The organism is Methylovorus sp. MM2, assembly GCF_001648895.1.
Classification (GTDB): Bacteria; Pseudomonadota; Gammaproteobacteria; order Burkholderiales; family Methylophilaceae; genus MM1.
This window is the reverse complement of the sequence record NZ_LXUF01000001.1, coordinates 1311446-1327695: the sequence shown is the minus strand read 5'-3', so window position 1 is coordinate 1327695 and position 16250 is coordinate 1311446. Positions and strand designations below refer to the sequence as shown.

Below are 16250 nucleotides of genomic sequence, written 5' to 3'. Positions count from 1 at the left end.
GCAATCTTGCATGGTCACGATAATGTTTGGCGCATCGAAATAGTGCAGGCGTTGTTAGGAATAATCCTTGAAGCACTGAAATATGGCAAAGTCCATTTCCAGTAGGGCTTTTAATGATATTTTTAAAGTGGCATAAGGTTTGCGTTACCCTCCATCATCTAACCATTGTGACGAGTTTATGAAGCTATATCTGCACACGATCAATGAAACATTGCAACTTGACGACCTCGATCTAAAGTCGATCAAAAATGAAGGCCAATCGGTTTTTACATTTGATTGCCCTACAGAAAAAGCATTGCTTGAGACCCTAGACAAGCTTGCCACACAGCTCAGTCCACAACTACTTGAAGAGTCTTTTGTCTTTCTGGCAACAGATCATGAGGTATTGGAGCCCACCGCCACGATGGCAGGCATCATGCCTTTTAATACTTTTTATGCCCGCCGTCGTCATGCGTGGTTGCTCGATGATATGGCGTCGCACGTACAGATGCATTTTCAGCCTATCGTGGACTTTACACAGAATGGCAAGATTTTCGGATTTGAAGCACTTTGCCGCATGAAAGACCCGGCAGGCAATCTGCTGAATGGAGAAGAAGCCTTCAAACTTGCGCGCCAGCTTAAACGTGCAAGCGAATTGGATGTGATTTGCCAAAAACTGGCCCTGGCAGGCAAAGCGCAGTCTATTCCGGCGGGCACCCCCGTTTTTATCAATGTGTTACCGCAAACGATCATGCGCAATGATTGGCTTCCGCCGATACTCAAGCTGCTTGAAGAGTACGGCATTGAGCAACGCGATGTAGTGATTGAGATCGTTGAGTGTGAGGATGTCTCCCCCGAGTTATTAGCGCGCCATTGTGATGCCATTCGCATGCAGGGTCTTCGGATTGCGCTGGATGATATGGGGTCAGGCTTTAATGGTCTGCGCACGCTGGCTACAGTGCGAGCCGACTTTATTAAGATAGATCGCGCTATCGTCCATGAAGCACAGGGTAGCCGCGTTCGCACTGTGTTGCTTGAAGCCATTATCTCCATGGCGCAGCGATTAGGCTGTACGGTTGTCGCAGAAGGCTTGGAGCGCGTTGAGGATATTACCTATTGTCAGGATCTGGGCCTAGTCTACGCACAAGGCTATTACTTTGCCAAACCTGAAATCACGCCATCCAGAACAGTAAAAGCATTACCTAAGCGGGATGAATCGCATCGCTCCCACATACCAGATGAGTTCAGAGTGAATGAGTTCGTTAACCGTGGCTTGACACTGGATGTAAACATGCCTGTCAGTGAGGCTAAAAAAGTATTTCAGCAGAATCCTGATGTTGCTTTAGCGATTGTATTAGATCACCAGCGCCCGATCGGGATGTTGAAGCGCGGAAAGATTTTCTCTCAACGCTTTAGTGCATTGGGTGCGTATTGCGATCCGCTGCCTAAAATGGTGACTAATCGTATGCCATCCACAGCACTTGCGCGGGGATTGTATCTGGAGCGCGGGGAATATGAACCATGGATCATGGTAAGTGAAGAGGGCGTGTATATCGGGGTGCTACAACCCTTTGAAATAATGGCGCAGTTGCTGAGCAGGAAAACCAGCTCGGGCAGCTTACACCCGCTTAGCCAATTGACTACAGGACCAACGCTCAGGCAGTCGCTGGATATTAGCTTGCGCAACAATCCATCGACACAACTGGTTTATATCGATCTGGATCATTTCAAGGCCTATAACGACCGCTATGGCTTCATTCGTGGTGATGCCATGATTCGACTGTTATCCGAGATCGTCAGACAGGAGTTTCAAGGCCAAGCGGGTACATTGGTCGGGCATATCGGCGGGGATGACTTCGTTTTAATTCTCGATCATAGTGATCCTGAATTGGTGCCGACACTGCTCAATGTGATCGGCCATTTCCAGGTGCTGGCTGAACATTTATATGATGGCTCTGACCTTGAGCGCGGGTTCTTTACAACAGAAGATGGTAAAGAGCATCCCGTAGCCAGCGTTTCTATCGCTGTCGTGAATGGTAGCCAAGGTACACTATCAAATAGCGTTGCGGCCGCAGAGCGCGCTGCATTTCTGAAGAAGATCGGCAAATCAACTATTGGTAGCATCATAGTGGTAGAAGCTGAAGAACCTGAGCTGGTGTTACCAAAACAAGCGATCTACTCTGATTGGCAAGATCTGGCACTGCTGGCCTTGCAATCACTCATGAAATATCGCCGTTCTGAGGATTCACATTGCCTCGATAGCTGTTTTGCCGATTATCCATTCTTTGAAGTGGTTTTTGAGCTTCACCCTAGCGGTGCCCAGCGTTATGCCAATTGGATCAACCCGAATATGTACGGCAAGATCAAAGCAGGCGGGGCGGGCGTTGATCGTAGTGCGCAAGCCTACTGCAAAGTGGTGCAAGAAACATTACAACCTTATGTCTCCAGTATTTATCTATCGACAGCAACAGAAGACTTCTGCTTAACGGTTTCCATGCCTATTTTGAACCAGATTGGCGGTTTGGAGGCGATTCTGGTGGCTGACATAAGCATCGCAGCGATGGCGATGTTAAGCAGTATTCCCGGGGCAGAGAAAGCTACTCACTGATATAGGCCTGCCACATCTGCTGATAGTTTTGCTCCAAGTTGCGGGTAAATACAGGGGTATTAAAAAGCGGTAGGCTTTCGGAAGGTTGCTGCAATTTTCCCCTGATACTTTCCAGCAGGGATGCATCTTGAGCGAGACGAATGGCTAACGACTCATAGTCATCTAATGACTGGGTCACTAGCTCTGGTAAACCCGCTGCATAGAGAAGGCTAGCTGCAACGCGGGATGGAAATGTCTCCCCCGAGCAAGTGAGCACCGGCAGGCACATCCACAATGCATCACTTGTTGTGGTATGCGCATTGTAGGGCAGTGTATCAAGGAACAAGTCAGCTAATGCATGGCGAGCCAGATGGTCCGCCATCGGCACACGTGGTGCAAACACTAAACGGTTAGCCTCAATGCCACGATTTACAGCTTCAGCTTGTAAGTTGGCTTTTGCGGTCGCGTTGCATTCCAAAAGCCATAGCACACTATCCGGCACGGCTTGTAGTATGCGCATCCAAACATCAAACACATCCGGCAGTATCTTGAATGACTGATTAAAACAGCAGAAAACAAAGGCATCCTCAGGCAAATCATAATCAGTGCGTGACGGCGTTTTTCCTATGGGGCGTTTGCGGTCATTCGGCTGATAGCTATCCGGCAGGTAGGCAAGACGTTCTGCGTAATCACCCTCTTGCGTTTTGGGCGTGATGAATGCATCAGTCAGTAGATAATCGAATAGGGGGCTGCCTTCTATCGCCCCCATGGAGCCTGGAAAACCTAGCCAACTTACATGAATCGCTGCTGGTTTTAACGCAACGATGCCGGTACGGCTGTTTTGTGTGAAGCCAGTTAGATCAACCAGAATATCGATCTGGTCTTCATGGATACGTTTTGCAGCATCATATTGGGTGAGCGGGCTGATATCAGTGAAGTGATCGAACGCCTGCTCTAAACGCTTTCTTTCAGCGCTTTTATCATCGCGCGCATAGGAATAAGCATATACCTCGAAAAAGTCGCGATCATGCAACTCAATCATCTCCGTGATAAGTGAGACTAAGGGATGCAGGCGAAAATCTCCAGATAGATAGCCGATGCGTAGTTTTTGGTGACTTTCTTTCGTATGCGCAAAGGCGAGTGACTTGCCATATTGAATTGCATCTTTATAGCGGTTTTGTAGCCAATTGTTCGCGCATTGCAACTGCTCTTGCGCGTTGGTGCCCGGCATGGCAAGAAAGGCAAAAGGGGATATTTGTGCTTGCGGCTCACTTTTGACCCAAGCCTGAATCTCTAGCACATCTTTTTCCAAGTCACGCCAATCGCAAATATGCTGTTTTTGGTGTACTAAATGGACTTTTGCATGAAAGAGTTTGGGGTTAATGGATAGGGCAGCGCGATAACTCTTTATCGCGTCTTCAATACGCCCCAGCTCACGTAATACATTACCAAGATTATTGTGCGTATCAGCATCATTCGGGTTCAATACCAATGATTTACTGTAGTTATTGGCTGCTTCAGCCGATTTTCCAAGCTCGCGCTGGGCATTGCCAAGGTTGTAATAAAGCGCGGCATCTTTAAAGTTCAGCTTGATGGCCTCTTCGTAGCAAGCTTCAGCTTGCAGGTAATTCCCTGATTTTTGACCTTGGTTGCCTAGTTTTTGCAATGCATAACACAAAGCTTGCCTCACATCTACATCGTGCGGATTAGCATTAAGTACGCGGCGATAGCGGCTTGCGGCCTCTTCATAGCGCTCAAGTGACTGATATGTATTCGCCAGATTAGTTTGTAAGTCGAGATCTTTAGGCGCTATCTGTAAAGCTTTTTTGTAGAGATCAATGGCTTGCTCATGCTGACCGATTGCTTTTAAGGCCAAGCCGTAATTGTTCATGTAATCAGTGTTACGAGGCTCGATCTTAATGGCTGAGGTAATCAGCGCAATAGCATCATTGGCACGATTAGTCTGGTGACAAAGCACCCCTAAAAGATGGAGTGCACCAGCGTTACCTGGTTGAAGCGCTAGCAATTGCCTGTAGCAGGTTTCTGCATGTACAAGCTGACCCTCACGATGGTGATTAAGTGCTGTTTGATATAGCTGCTGTGTATTCATTTAAAACAATTTATTTAGTTATTAGGTTTAAGCGATGGATAGGCTGATAATCCGAGCGCCAGCCGCTTTAAGCCCATTTTCCTTAAAAGGAATCGATTAGGATCTAATGCTGCCATCAACGAGGCATCGACAGGGGAGGGTTCGCCACATATCGCACTTGCAAGTATTTCAGCACACAGTGGCGCATTTACCAAGCCTTTCGCGCCATGTCCAGTGTTCACATACAAACCTTGTAGCCATGGTAAATCAAGCGGATCTGCATTGTGGCGTGGAATATGTGCCTGTAAATCACCGGCATTCAGCAAAGGGCCAGCCGCTGGCATATAGTCTGGGGTCACTGCACGCAAGGCTGCGCGTCCACCCACGATCTCGTAGAGTTGCTTAGTATCGGTAAGGCTGGAGAATGTCGTTGTTAATAGTGAGAGATTGGCCTGATGGTCTTCATCTCTAATATCAATAGAAGCATCCGCAGGCGAGAATGTAGCGCCTATGCAGTGAGTATGATCAATAGCAGGGTTGATGTAGCCATCAGTGCAAACTACGGTTTTGAGATTTTCGGTGCGCGCTGTTTGTGCTACAAGGCTGATCTGCCCGCGTACAGGTTCAAGCGGTATGTGATTAGCTTGGCTAAAATGCATTGTGTCGTTAGCGCTGGCAATAATAAGCACTGGCGCTTCAGCTAAAAGATGTTGTCCCCCCCAAACCTGCCAATGCTCGCCGACCTTTTTTAACTGTATTGCATTGCGCTCGGTAGCTATGGTGATATTGCGATGGTCGAGTAGCCTATTGCATAAAGCGCTAGGCTTTACCCAGCCCGCCGATGGAAAGAATAAGCCTTCATGCGCCACTGGAATGCCAGCCAAATCGCCAGCCTCTTCTTTGCTTACGTATCGCAGCAAATCAGACGGTAATTCATTTTCAGCAATCGCCTTACAGCGAGTGAGTTCTTTTGCATTAAACCCGAGTTGCAATACCCCGCAGTTCGAGTAATCAGTGACATCGAGATCAATCTGCTTAAGTAGCCTTAATGTATGCAGGTATCCAAACAGTGCTAGCCGATTCAATGCACAATCCTTAGCCGCAAGGCGAGGGTAGATAATACCAACCGGGTTGCCCGATGCCTCTTGTGCGATATCAGCGTGACGCTCTATCAATGTGACTTGCCAGCCTCTTTTAGCTAAGGCATAGCTGCTGCTAGCGCCTGCAATGCCGCCGCCAATCACAATCGCCCGTTTATTCGTCTGAGTTACTACGATATTTGGAGTAGTGCCGTACTCGCCAATCAGCATCTCTCGCTTCTTGCCAAATCCAACTGATTTTTTCACGGAGAATCCGGCAGCCTGTAATCCACGTTTGACGATGCCCGCACTTGTAAAAGTGGCAAAGGTGGTTCCCTTATGAGAAAGCCGCGCCATCTCATCAAATAAGCGCTGCTGCCACATATCGCTGTTTTTTGCAGGGGCAAAGCCATCAAGAAACCATGCATCAACACTTGCGCGTAGCTGCGGCAGTGTTTCTGCCACATCGCCAATGATTAGCGTTAACGTGATACGCCCATGCTCGAATACCACTCGATGCCAACCTTCGGTGATCCATTGGTATTGCATTAATAACTCAGCTGTTTGAGCTGACAGCTCGTGCCATAGGCTTAATGCTTTTCGCATATCGGCTAGGGATAGCGGGTATTTTTCCGTGCTAATGAAATGCAAGCGCGCATTTGCAGGTGCGCACTCATTCCATAATTGCCATGTACAAAGGAAGTTAAGACCAGTGCCAAAACCTGTCTCAGCAATCGTAAAATGATCTGTGGTGAGGGATTGCCACCGCTCACGCAATCGATTCTTCTCAAGAAAGACATAGCGCGTCTCATCCAGACCACTTTCACGGGAAAAATAGATATCTCCATATTGGGTTGAGAATGGCTGACCATCGATCCAATCTAATTTTGCATTTTTACTTGGCATTACTGGTATTTTATCCGTATTCGAAGTGTAGAATCACCATATTAATAAGAAGGTCATACCGTTTTAACATGCTGTCTGAACATATACCGCAAGCTGACATACACCAACATGGAATTGCTCCATCCAGATGGCTATGTCAGCATGCCGACCGTATCAAGCAGGGTGGCACTGTCCTTGATGTGGCGGCAGGCTATGGTAGAAATGCACGCTGGCTGGCCGAGCATGGCTATAGGGTGGAGGCCGTAGACCGTAATGCGGATGCGCTTAAAAGCTTGAATGGAATATCAGGCATCCATACTCGAATCGCCGATCTGGAAAATGCCGACTGGCCTTACGTATCCCAGCAATTTGATGCCGTTATCGTATGCCGATATCTACATCGACCTTTATTTCAATATCTCATCTCAAGTTTGGCACCGCAAGGCCTATTGATTTACGAAACTTTCATGCAGGGGCAAGAGTCGTATGGAAAGCCTAATAATCCGGATTTCCTATTACAACCTGATGAGCTTGTTGAGGCATTTGGCAAAGATTTAAATGTACTAGCATTTGAGCAGGGCGAATTGGAGAAATCTCCACCTGCAATGCTTCAACGGCTATGTGCGATTCGAATGTAATACTGCTTATTTATTATATAACTAATTAATTTTTAAGGTTTTTATAAATATATGATAACAGCACCCATCCCGGATAATGAAGCCGAACGCCTAGCTTCTATCAAGAAGATGCAGATACTGCATACGCCAGAGGAAGAGGCTTTTGACAGGATCGCACGACTCACGCAAAAGATATTTAATGTACCCGTGGTATTTATATCTATCGTAGGCGAAGACTTTAACTGGATAAAATCCAAGGTCGGCATCGATGAAACGAATGGCCCACGCGATGTCTCCATATGCAGCCATATCGTATTTGATGGGGAGATCATCGTCGTAGAAGATGCCAGCAAAGATGAGCGTTTCTTCGATAATGATCTTGTATGCAACCAGATGAATATCCGGTTTTATGCGGGTCGACCACTACGCAATACTGAAGGCTTTATCGTGGGTACGCTCTGTATCGTTGATCATCAGCCCAGAACATTCTCAGATGATGATATCGATACCCTGAATGCACTAGGACATTGGGTTGAATCAGTCTTTGAAGCGCGTGGCCTGAGTAAGTCGATGGGTAACTTGTTGGTTGAACTGGATGATGTTCGCCGCAACAGTATGCTCGACTCACTGCTGAGAATATGGAATCGGGGCGCGATTGAAGATATCCTCAAACGAGAAGCAGATTTGGCCCAGCGCCAAAAAAGTATGCTTTCCATTTTGATGGTGGATATCGATTTATTTAAGAAAATCAATGATGAACATGGCCATCCAGTCGGTGATGCTGCATTACTCAGTGTTGTAAAAGTGTTGCGCCAGCAATTAAGGTCTTATGACTCCCTTGGGCGTTATGGTGGAGAAGAGTTTCTTGTGATTTTGCCAAACACTTCCCAAAACGATGCTTATCGTCTTGCAGACCGTTTACGTGAGACCGTAGCAAAAAATACTATAAAACTTGGCGATACGGTCATCAACTGTACGGTCAGTATCGGTATGGCTAACACTGATTTTTCTAAGGGGATTATTAATATCAACCAGAGGCTCATTGCTGCGGATAATGCTTTATTGAGTGCCAAAACCAATGGCAGGAATCGGGTCGAGATCGCGGTTGATTAATGTTTTAGGTTCCGTTTGCATTGATCTTCAGTGAATTTTTGGCGCTAATCTGCACTTCATTACATCTCTATGCAATTTTTTGAGGAATTTGTTGTATAAGTAATATAAATCAACAAAAACACTCATGAAAGCGAATGAATGAAGAATAGAACTCTTGGCAGTATCTATGGATTGCTCATGATGAGCATCACACACGCAAGCTATTCAGCGGATAGATGGATCATTGCAAGCAATAATGAATTAGTGGGTGCTGGTAAGAAAATATCACTGGAAACCGTAAAACCTTCAAGCCTCGCAACATGGCCTGAAAAACTCAAACTCAAGCTATCTGCCAATGGCTTATCTGAAGAAATCGAGCTTACATTAGCTGCACCCACCCAAGCGAATGATGTGCGCCGTATATATGAAGGCAATTCGAAAGAGAGCTTTGCAGGCGTGGTAAAAGCAGAGCTTGTGGGTGAGACATCCAACCCGCTTATTATGCTAGCAGAGGCTGGCGGTGTGCCACCCCAGGCCGCAGCCTCTGCACTTCATGCGTCACCTGTAGCAGCAGACGCACCTGAAGCTAATGGAGATTCACCTACAATCGTGCTTGCCAAGCCCGGCGAAGAGCCGCCGCTATCATCCAATGAGCCGATTTATTTTTTGATGGGCTCCAACTCTGAACGAGGCACAGATGCCCGTTTTCAGATCAGCTTTAAATACCGCCCATTTGACCCTAAAGGCTCGATGGCTGGTTATGCGCCATTCCTGAGCAATGTTTACTTTGCCTATACTCAAACTACGATCTGGGATATCGGCGGTGATTCAAGCCCATTTGAAGACACAACTTATCGCCCCAGCCTATTTTACAAATGGGATGGCAGTGGTCAAAACATCTGGCCAGCCGAATGGCGCGCAGGGGTAGAACATGAGTCTAATGGACAAGCTGGGCTAGATTCCCGCTCACTCAATATCGCTTTCGTTCGTCCAACATGGAATATAGACTTTGAAAACGGTAAAAGGCTTTCATTCCTACCCAAGATATACCAATATATTGAAAAAGATGACAATTCGGATATCCAAAAATATCGCGGTTACGCTGATTGGCAGTTGCGTTATGGTCGCGAGGATGGTCTGATCGTAAGTGGCCTTTATCGTCAAGGTACTCGGGGCTATAGTACAGGGCAGGTGGATATGTCTTACCCGATAAGTGATAGGCTGTTCGGACGTACTGGTACTTTTGTACACTTACAATTATTTTCTGGTTACGGTGAAACGTTACTGGATTACAACCAAGATCGCGATACGCAATTGCGTATCGGATTGTCAGTAGCAAGGTAGTTTTTATAATCTGGATTTTTATAACTTAGAAAACAAGGAGTAATTTATGGATCTGCATTTGAGCCTGACCCCATTAATCTCGCTGATAGCGGGTGTTCTTATTTTGGTAATGCCAAAGTTACTTAACTATATCGTAGCGCTTTATCTGATTATCATCGGCATATTAGGTTTAGTAGGTCGATAATTTCCGGTTATCTAAAAAATAAAGGCTGCACATTGTGCGGCCTTTTTAATTGATGATAGATGAGGCTATCCGAAGGAGCGCTTTAACATGCAAAAAGCACGCATTTTTATAGTACTACTAGGCATCTCTTTGCCTTATATTGCTCGCTTACCAAAAGGTATGGTTTGGCTAGCGCAATATACAGATGGCGGATTAGATTCATTTCTATTTATCGAGGCATTTAATGCTATCGCATGGGGCATACTTCTCGGGGTTAGTTTTTTCTATCGGCATTCCATCTCATTGGCAATTCCAACAATATTAGGTTTTGGTTTTCTTGCATGGGTGCACTATACACTTGACCTTGCGGCAGATGCTCAATCAGCCTTGGCATTTATTTTCATCCCGATATATGCATGCATACCGATTTTAATAGGTGGGATATTTGGATATGGTTTGGATAAGTATCTATCAAGTTTCAGAAAAATAAAGGATGTCTAAACTGCTCAATAGCATTAGCTTTTAACGACATTAATTTAGAGATATCAATGAGTGTGGCAGTGGAAAAGAAAAAGCCTCAAGCTTAAAAACTTGAGGCTTTTTCTTTGAATCTACTGATCAATTTTTACATCAATCAGTTGACGCTTATTGGCGTCCCCACGGGGATTCGAACCCCGGTCGCCTCCGTGAAAGGGAGGTGTCCTAGGCCTCTAGACGATGGGGACATAGAGGTGTAATTATACATCAAAACTACCGCTAATTTAAAGGCTAAATTAGCTAAAATCTATTATTTCGGGTACCAGTCTTAGTGGTGGAGGTAAGCGGGATCGAACCGCTGACCTCTTGCATGCCATGCAAGCGCTCTCCCAGCTGAGCTATACCCCCGAAAAAGTTGCGCCATATTAATGACGAAGCCCGCGCCTGTCAACGACTTTCTTGTGCGCACCCGCACCGCTACAGCCAATGATGCTTACGTTAAAAACTAGCCGCGTGTATTAAACTGTTGTTCAAATTGAGTTAAATCTACACGTGGTGCGGGTAGCCAGCCTTCTTTTCTATATTCAGCGACTACATTGGTGAATATGCCGCCGCGAACATAGAATTTTGCTGTTAAACGCATAAATTTGGGAGCCGTCGCCTGAACCAAGTCATCCAGTATCTCGTTGGTGACGGCCTCATGGAAGCAGCCTTGATCACGAAATGCCCATATATACATCTTAAGGCTCTTTAGCTCCACACACTTTTGGTCTGGAATGTAGTCCAGATAAAGCACGGCAAAGTCAGGCTGACCAGTCTTTGGGCAGAGGCAAGTAAACTCTGGAATCTCCATATGAATATGAAAATCACGCTCGGGTTTTGGGTTATCGAAGGTTTCAAGTGCTTTACTGGGTTGACTAGACATAATGGCTACCGTATAAATCGTATATGGGCGATGTATGGAATCCATACATCCAATGTGTTGCCATTATACTAGCTTGCCACTTACTAGATAAAATCAAAAATTGCGTTTAACTCATCTTAAGCTTGCTGGTTTCAAATCATTCGTTGATCCCACGACCCTTCATATCCATGGGCAGCGCGTAGGCGTTGTCGGCCCCAATGGCTGTGGCAAGTCCAATGTCATGGAATCCATACGGTGGGTGCTTGGTGAATCAAGCGCGAAAGAGATGCGTGGCGACTCGATGGATGCCGTGATATTCAATGGGGCAGCAAATCGCAAACCGATATCGCGTGCGAGTGTCGAGTTGATCTTCGATAACAGCTTAGGTGGCGCAGTAGGAGAATGGTCACAATATGCTGAGATATCTGTCAAACGTGTGATTGAGCGCGACAAGGGCTCCAGCTACTACATCAACAATACGGCTGTTCGCCGCCGTGACGTTGCTGATTTGTTCCTTGGAACAGGGCTTGGTGGCAGAGCCTATGCCATCATCGGGCAGAATACCATCTCGCGTATTGTGGAGGCTAGGCCTGAGGAGATGCGTATCTTTCTTGAAGAGGCTGCAGGCATCTCCAAATACAAAGAACGTCGCCGCGAGACCGAGCTGCGCCTGCGAGATACCCGAGAGAACCTAACGCGCATAGAAGATGTACGCAATGAGATTGCCAAACAGATTACGCGGCTAGAATCGCAGGCACTCATTACAGAGCAATACCATCGCCTACAAGACGAATTAAAATTAACGCAAGGCATGTTGTGGCTGTTGAAGAAACAAGACGCTGCGGGCGCTTGGGAGAAGTCTCAGCGGCATGTAGATAAGCTGGTCAACGAGCTTGAATCACAAATGGCTTCATTGCGCAAAGCGGAAAGCACTGTTGAGACATTGCGGCAGCAGCATTATGCCTCTAGTGAAAGCGTACAATCTGCACAAGCAAGGTATTACGAGACCAATGCGGAAGTCTCCAACCTTGAGCAGCAGGTTAAGCATACGCAAGAGGCGCGCGAAAGACTCATGGCACAGTTACAGCAGATCGCCGCACAATCCCAAAAGTCAGAAGCACAAAGCGCCTTGCTTCAGGAAAACCTGCAACAACTCAGGCAGCAAGAACAAGATGTCATCAAGCACGAATTAACTGCCGACGATCAACTATCAACGGCAAGGCAGGCGCTACCAGGCGCGGAAAGCGCATTTAAGGCAGCTCAGGAAAACTTTGCAAATGCGCAAAAAGCGTTAACCGATGCCGAGCAGGGCATTCGCCTTGAGTCGACTAATCTGGAACATTTGACGCGCGCCATCACTGATATCAAGCAAAGGTTGCAACGACTGGAATCTGAGCAGGCGAGCCTGCAAATACCAGATGAACAAGTGCTTCTGGATAAGCAGGCGCTACATGACACTACGTACGCTGAGATTGTTAAATTCGAGCAAAATCTTATCGAGTTGCGCAATCATGAGCAAAAATTGATTGAAGAGATCAGGGAGTTTCGCGAGGCACAGCATGCAGCAGAACGTAGTTTGGCGCAAACAGATGCACAAATCACCTCACTGCAAAAAATACAGCAATCCTTAGGGCATGAATCAAAGCTGGATACATGGCTGCAAGAGGCAGGGCTTAAAAATGCAGAGCGCCTTTGGCAGAAGATTAATATTTCTGCCGGCTGGGAAACCGCGCTTGAGTCTGTACTTGGCGCACGACTGAATGCGCTATTGAAACCACAGGATTCTGGCGACTTTTCTTTTAAAGAGCGGCCGCCAGCGGGTTTGGTGATCGCGATACCCAATCGATCTGCCGTAAATATAAAAGCACATCCGCATCTAACCCCGATCAACGAGATTGTTAAAGCCTCCGACTCAGGCATTGCATCTCTGTTGAATGATTGGTTGGCAGGCGTTTATGTTGTGGAAAATGATGCCGACATTCACGCCATCAGCCAATCGTTGGCTGATGGGGAGATGCTGGTTAATACGCTAGGTGATGTTTACACCAAAAACAGCATATCTTTTTATGCTGCGCAATCCGCGCTACATGGTGTACTGGAGCGGCAACGGGAGCTTGAGGCGCTTCAGGCCGAGATGCCTGCATTAGAACAGAACCTGAGCCATAGAGTAGAAGCACTGGGTGTCGCTGAGCAGGCACTGCAGAAATTGCGTACTATTTACCAAGAGCAGCAGCAAGTACTTAAAGTCGGTACGCAAGCACAGCACCAGTTGCACCTTGAGATACAGCGTTTAACGCAACAGCAGCAACATGCACGTGACCGTCAAAAGGTGATGCAGTCTGAGCAGGTAAACCTGCAGCAACGGCTTGCTACCCAGCAAGCTGAGCAGCAACAAAAGCAAACCAACATTCACGATGTGCGGGCCTCTTTACAACCCCTGCAAGCCTCACGTGAAGCAATGCAAGCAGCACGACAAACGGCAGAGCTAGCGCTAAATGATGCGCGTAATGAATTACAAAAGGCGGAGCGCCTAGTACAAGAGCAAGTCTTTAATAAGAAATTAATATTAAATAATATCAATGAGATAATTAATAAAATTAATTTTTTAGATGAGGAAAAATCCTCGTTAATCATCCGTAAAAATGAAACGGATAATTTGCTTGAGGCTGCAAAAATGGAAAGCCTCAAGGCTAACCTCGAGACTGCATTAACGACTAAACAGCAAAGAGAGGCTGAGCTGGCAGCAGCACGTGATGCAATGGCAGGTATCGAGCTTGAGCTGCAAAATCAAGAGCGCAACCGCATGCAAAATGAGCAGATATTGCATCCCTTGCGTGACAAGCTTGAGCAGGCACGCTTAACAGAACAACAAACGCGCCTGCATTTTGAGCAATGCCAAGCTGCATTGATAGAAACAGGGCTTGCTGAAAGCGTTTTATCACAAAAGCTTTCAGCAAATGCAAAAGTATCGGACATCGAGCGCACGTCTGCCGCCTTAGCAATGCAGATAGAAGAACTTGGCCCCGTTAACCTCGCAGCTATACAGGAGCTTTCCAGCGAACGGGAGCGCAAGGTTTACCTTGATAGTCAGGCGGCAGATCTTGAACAAGCCATGATGACGCTTGAAGATGCGATAAAACGTATAGATCGTGAGACGCGCAGCCGCTTGCAGCATACATTTGATGAGGCGAATAAGCATTTTGGCGAGCTATTTACAGCACTATTTGGCGGTGGACAGGCCAGACTAGAACTATTGGGTGATGAGATACTGGACACTGGCATGCAAGTTTTTGCCCAACCACCGGGTAAAAAGAACAGTACAATTCATCTACTGTCAGGCGGCGAGAAAGCATTGACCGCATTGGCATTGGTATTTGCCTTATTCAGGTTAAACCCAGCGCCATTCTGCTTGATGGATGAAGTAGACGCCCCCTTGGATGACAGCAATACTGAACGTTTTTGCAATATGGTGAAAAAAATGTCTGAACGAACACAATTTTTATTCGTCAGCCATAATAAAATAACCATGGAGATGGCACAGCAGCTGATAGGCGTTACCATGCAAGAATCAGGAGTTTCGCGCATTGTGGAAGTCGATATTGAGGCTGCCATGCAAATGCACCAAGAGGTTTTGGTCTGAAAGACCGAACCTGAAACCATAACAGAGTTAAGATAAATGACTGATTTGCAATTAATTTTATTGATGCTGGGCTTAGTGATCATCGCCTCGGTTGTGCTGTTCAACTGGTGGCAAGAGCGCAAGCTACGCAATGAAGCCGCCGAGCGCTTCGTAGCACCTGAGCGTGATGTACTGATGGATCAGGATTTCAAGATCGATACAGACACCGCGATCTTGCAAGAAGATATAGACGAGGCCATGGCTCACTATGCCTTGGAGGATGAGCTGCCGCTCACAGAGACAGCTGCTGAATTAGAGGAGTTCGAGCGTGATATTGCCACGCGCATGCCACAGTTAGCGCATACGCCAAAAGAAGACATTCATGCTGAGCCAGCCATCAGTGAAAATATGATCAGTGATGCAGATGAAATCGTTTTGGAACAGCCAATCGCTCCACCACAACCTGCTTATGAGCCAATAGAGCCATTATTAGAGGACGTCCGCGCACTGGTGGATGAAGTGGGGTTTGCCAATGCAATACATGATGAAATACCGATACAAAAAGAAATTGAAGAATCAGTTTCTCTACCTGAAACCATCTACCATCAGATTGATCTGGCAGCACTTCTATATCTCCCGCATCCTTTGACTGGCCTGAAGCTACGTGATTTTTTTCTTTCATTTGCCGATGTTGATAAAGCGATCTATGCCTATGGCTTGGGTGCCGACAATCACTGGTACTTATTGACCCGTGACCATGAACAGGCTGAATTCAAAAAAGTCGCTTGTAGTTTGCAGTTGGCAGACAGATCAGGTGCAGTGAGCAAAGAGACCTTATTCCGCTTCCAGAATGGGATCGATGAAATTGGCCTGCAATTGGGCGCGCAAGTAGAATGGCACGGCAATCCGGACCCATTAAGTTATGCCAATGAATTAGATCAATTCTGCATTGATGTTGATAAGCTCGTCAGTCTGCACGTGATTCAAGGAAGTAGCGGCCCATTCACAGGTACCAAGTTCAGGGGGCTGGCAGAAGCAGGGGGATTGATACTCGGTGATGATGGTGCTTTTCATTATGAAGCTGATGGTATCCAACTATTTTCGCTGGTCAATCAAGACAATAACCCCTTCACTCTTGAGATGCTGCGCACGGTTGTACTGCGTGGTGTCAGCATTCAGCTTGATATTCCACGTGTGAAAAACTCGGCTGAAGTTTTCAATCAAATGGTGCTCGTTGCCAAGCAGATGGCTCATAGCCTGAATGCCAGCCTTGTAGATGACAACCAGCGGCCATTAGGTGAACTACAGATCGATAAGATTCGCCAGCAACTTAAGATCATTCATGCGCACATGGTGACTCGTGGCGTAGTGCCTGGCAGCGCATGTGCATTGAGATTATTTTCGTAGATTTTCCT

Annotated in this window: 11 protein-coding genes and 2 tRNA genes; 8 read left to right on the top strand and 5 right to left on the bottom strand. The window is 46.6% G+C overall.

Annotated features, from left to right (window positions below):
* Positions 1-178 precede the first annotated feature (178 nt).
* Positions 179-2587, top strand: coding sequence for an EAL domain-containing protein (locus A7981_RS06360; RefSeq protein ID WP_067265590.1), 2409 nt, complete (start codon positions 179-181; stop codon positions 2585-2587).
* On the opposite strand, the gene A7981_RS06355 is transcribed toward A7981_RS06360, so the two are convergent.
* Together A7981_RS06355 and mnmC are read right to left on the bottom strand one after the other, a co-directional pair.
* Entirely contained in the window at positions 2577-4676 is a 2100-nt protein-coding gene (locus tag A7981_RS06355; RefSeq protein WP_067265588.1) for a glycosyltransferase family 41 protein, read from the bottom strand. The two genes, A7981_RS06360 and A7981_RS06355, sit on opposite strands and share 11 nt — an antisense overlap.
* 14 nt (positions 4677-4690) lie before the next feature.
* On the bottom strand, positions 4691-6640 hold the full coding sequence (gene mnmC / locus A7981_RS06350) for a bifunctional tRNA (5-methylaminomethyl-2-thiouridine)(34)-methyltransferase MnmD/FAD-dependent 5-carboxymethylaminomethyl-2-thiouridine(34) oxidoreductase MnmC (RefSeq protein ID WP_067265586.1): 1950 nt from the start codon (positions 6638-6640) through the stop codon (positions 4691-4693).
* A gap of 68 nt (positions 6641-6708) precedes the next feature.
* Here mnmC and A7981_RS06345 point away from each other — a divergent pair, with 68 nt between their 5' ends.
* The 5 genes from A7981_RS06345 to A7981_RS06330 all read left to right on the top strand — a co-directional run bounded on the left by A7981_RS06345 (position 6709) and on the right by A7981_RS06330 (position 10336).
* Positions 6709-7257, top strand: coding sequence for a bifunctional 2-polyprenyl-6-hydroxyphenol methylase/3-demethylubiquinol 3-O-methyltransferase UbiG (locus A7981_RS06345; protein WP_067265583.1), 549 nt, complete (start codon positions 6709-6711; stop codon positions 7255-7257).
* Between the two features lie 51 nt (positions 7258-7308).
* Positions 7309-8349, top strand: a complete 1041-nt coding sequence (locus A7981_RS06340) for a sensor domain-containing diguanylate cyclase (protein ID WP_067265580.1) — start codon at positions 7309-7311, stop codon at positions 8347-8349.
* A 138-nt stretch (positions 8350-8487) separates the two neighbouring features.
* The gene (locus A7981_RS06335) at positions 8488-9672 is read left to right on the top strand and encodes a phospholipase A (RefSeq protein WP_067265577.1); all 1185 of its coding nucleotides are present in this window, start codon (positions 8488-8490) and stop codon (positions 9670-9672) included.
* A gap of 46 nt (positions 9673-9718) precedes the next feature.
* Complete coding sequence (locus A7981_RS11730; RefSeq protein ID WP_082889222.1) at positions 9719-9856, top strand: DUF3096 domain-containing protein; 138 nt, start codon at positions 9719-9721, stop codon at positions 9854-9856.
* Between the two features lie 87 nt (positions 9857-9943).
* On the top strand, positions 9944-10336 hold the full coding sequence (locus A7981_RS06330; protein WP_067265574.1) for a hypothetical protein: 393 nt from the start codon (positions 9944-9946) through the stop codon (positions 10334-10336).
* Positions 10337-10484: 148 nt separating this feature from the next.
* Here A7981_RS06330 and A7981_RS06325 read toward each other — a convergent pair.
* The 3 genes from A7981_RS06325 to queF form a co-directional block, all read right to left on the bottom strand.
* A tRNA-Glu gene (locus tag A7981_RS06325) sits at positions 10485-10560 on the bottom strand.
* Positions 10561-10644: 84 nt separating this feature from the next.
* Positions 10645-10720: transfer RNA gene (locus tag A7981_RS06320), tRNA-Ala, on the bottom strand.
* A 97-nt stretch (positions 10721-10817) separates the two neighbouring features.
* A complete protein-coding gene (gene queF, locus A7981_RS06315) occupies positions 10818-11237 on the bottom strand; it encodes a preQ(1) synthase (RefSeq protein WP_067266635.1) in 420 nt (139 codons plus the stop codon).
* Positions 11238-11337: 100 nt separating this feature from the next.
* Between queF and smc the strand changes: the two genes are divergently transcribed.
* Entirely contained in the window at positions 11338-14856 is a 3519-nt protein-coding gene (smc, locus tag A7981_RS06310; protein ID WP_067265572.1) for a chromosome segregation protein SMC, read from the top strand.
* Between the two features lie 36 nt (positions 14857-14892).
* Positions 14893-16242 (top strand): cell division protein ZipA C-terminal FtsZ-binding domain-containing protein, encoded by a 1350-nt coding sequence (locus tag A7981_RS06305; protein WP_067265569.1) that lies wholly within the window; start codon positions 14893-14895, stop codon positions 16240-16242.
* Positions 16243-16250 lie beyond the last annotated feature (8 nt).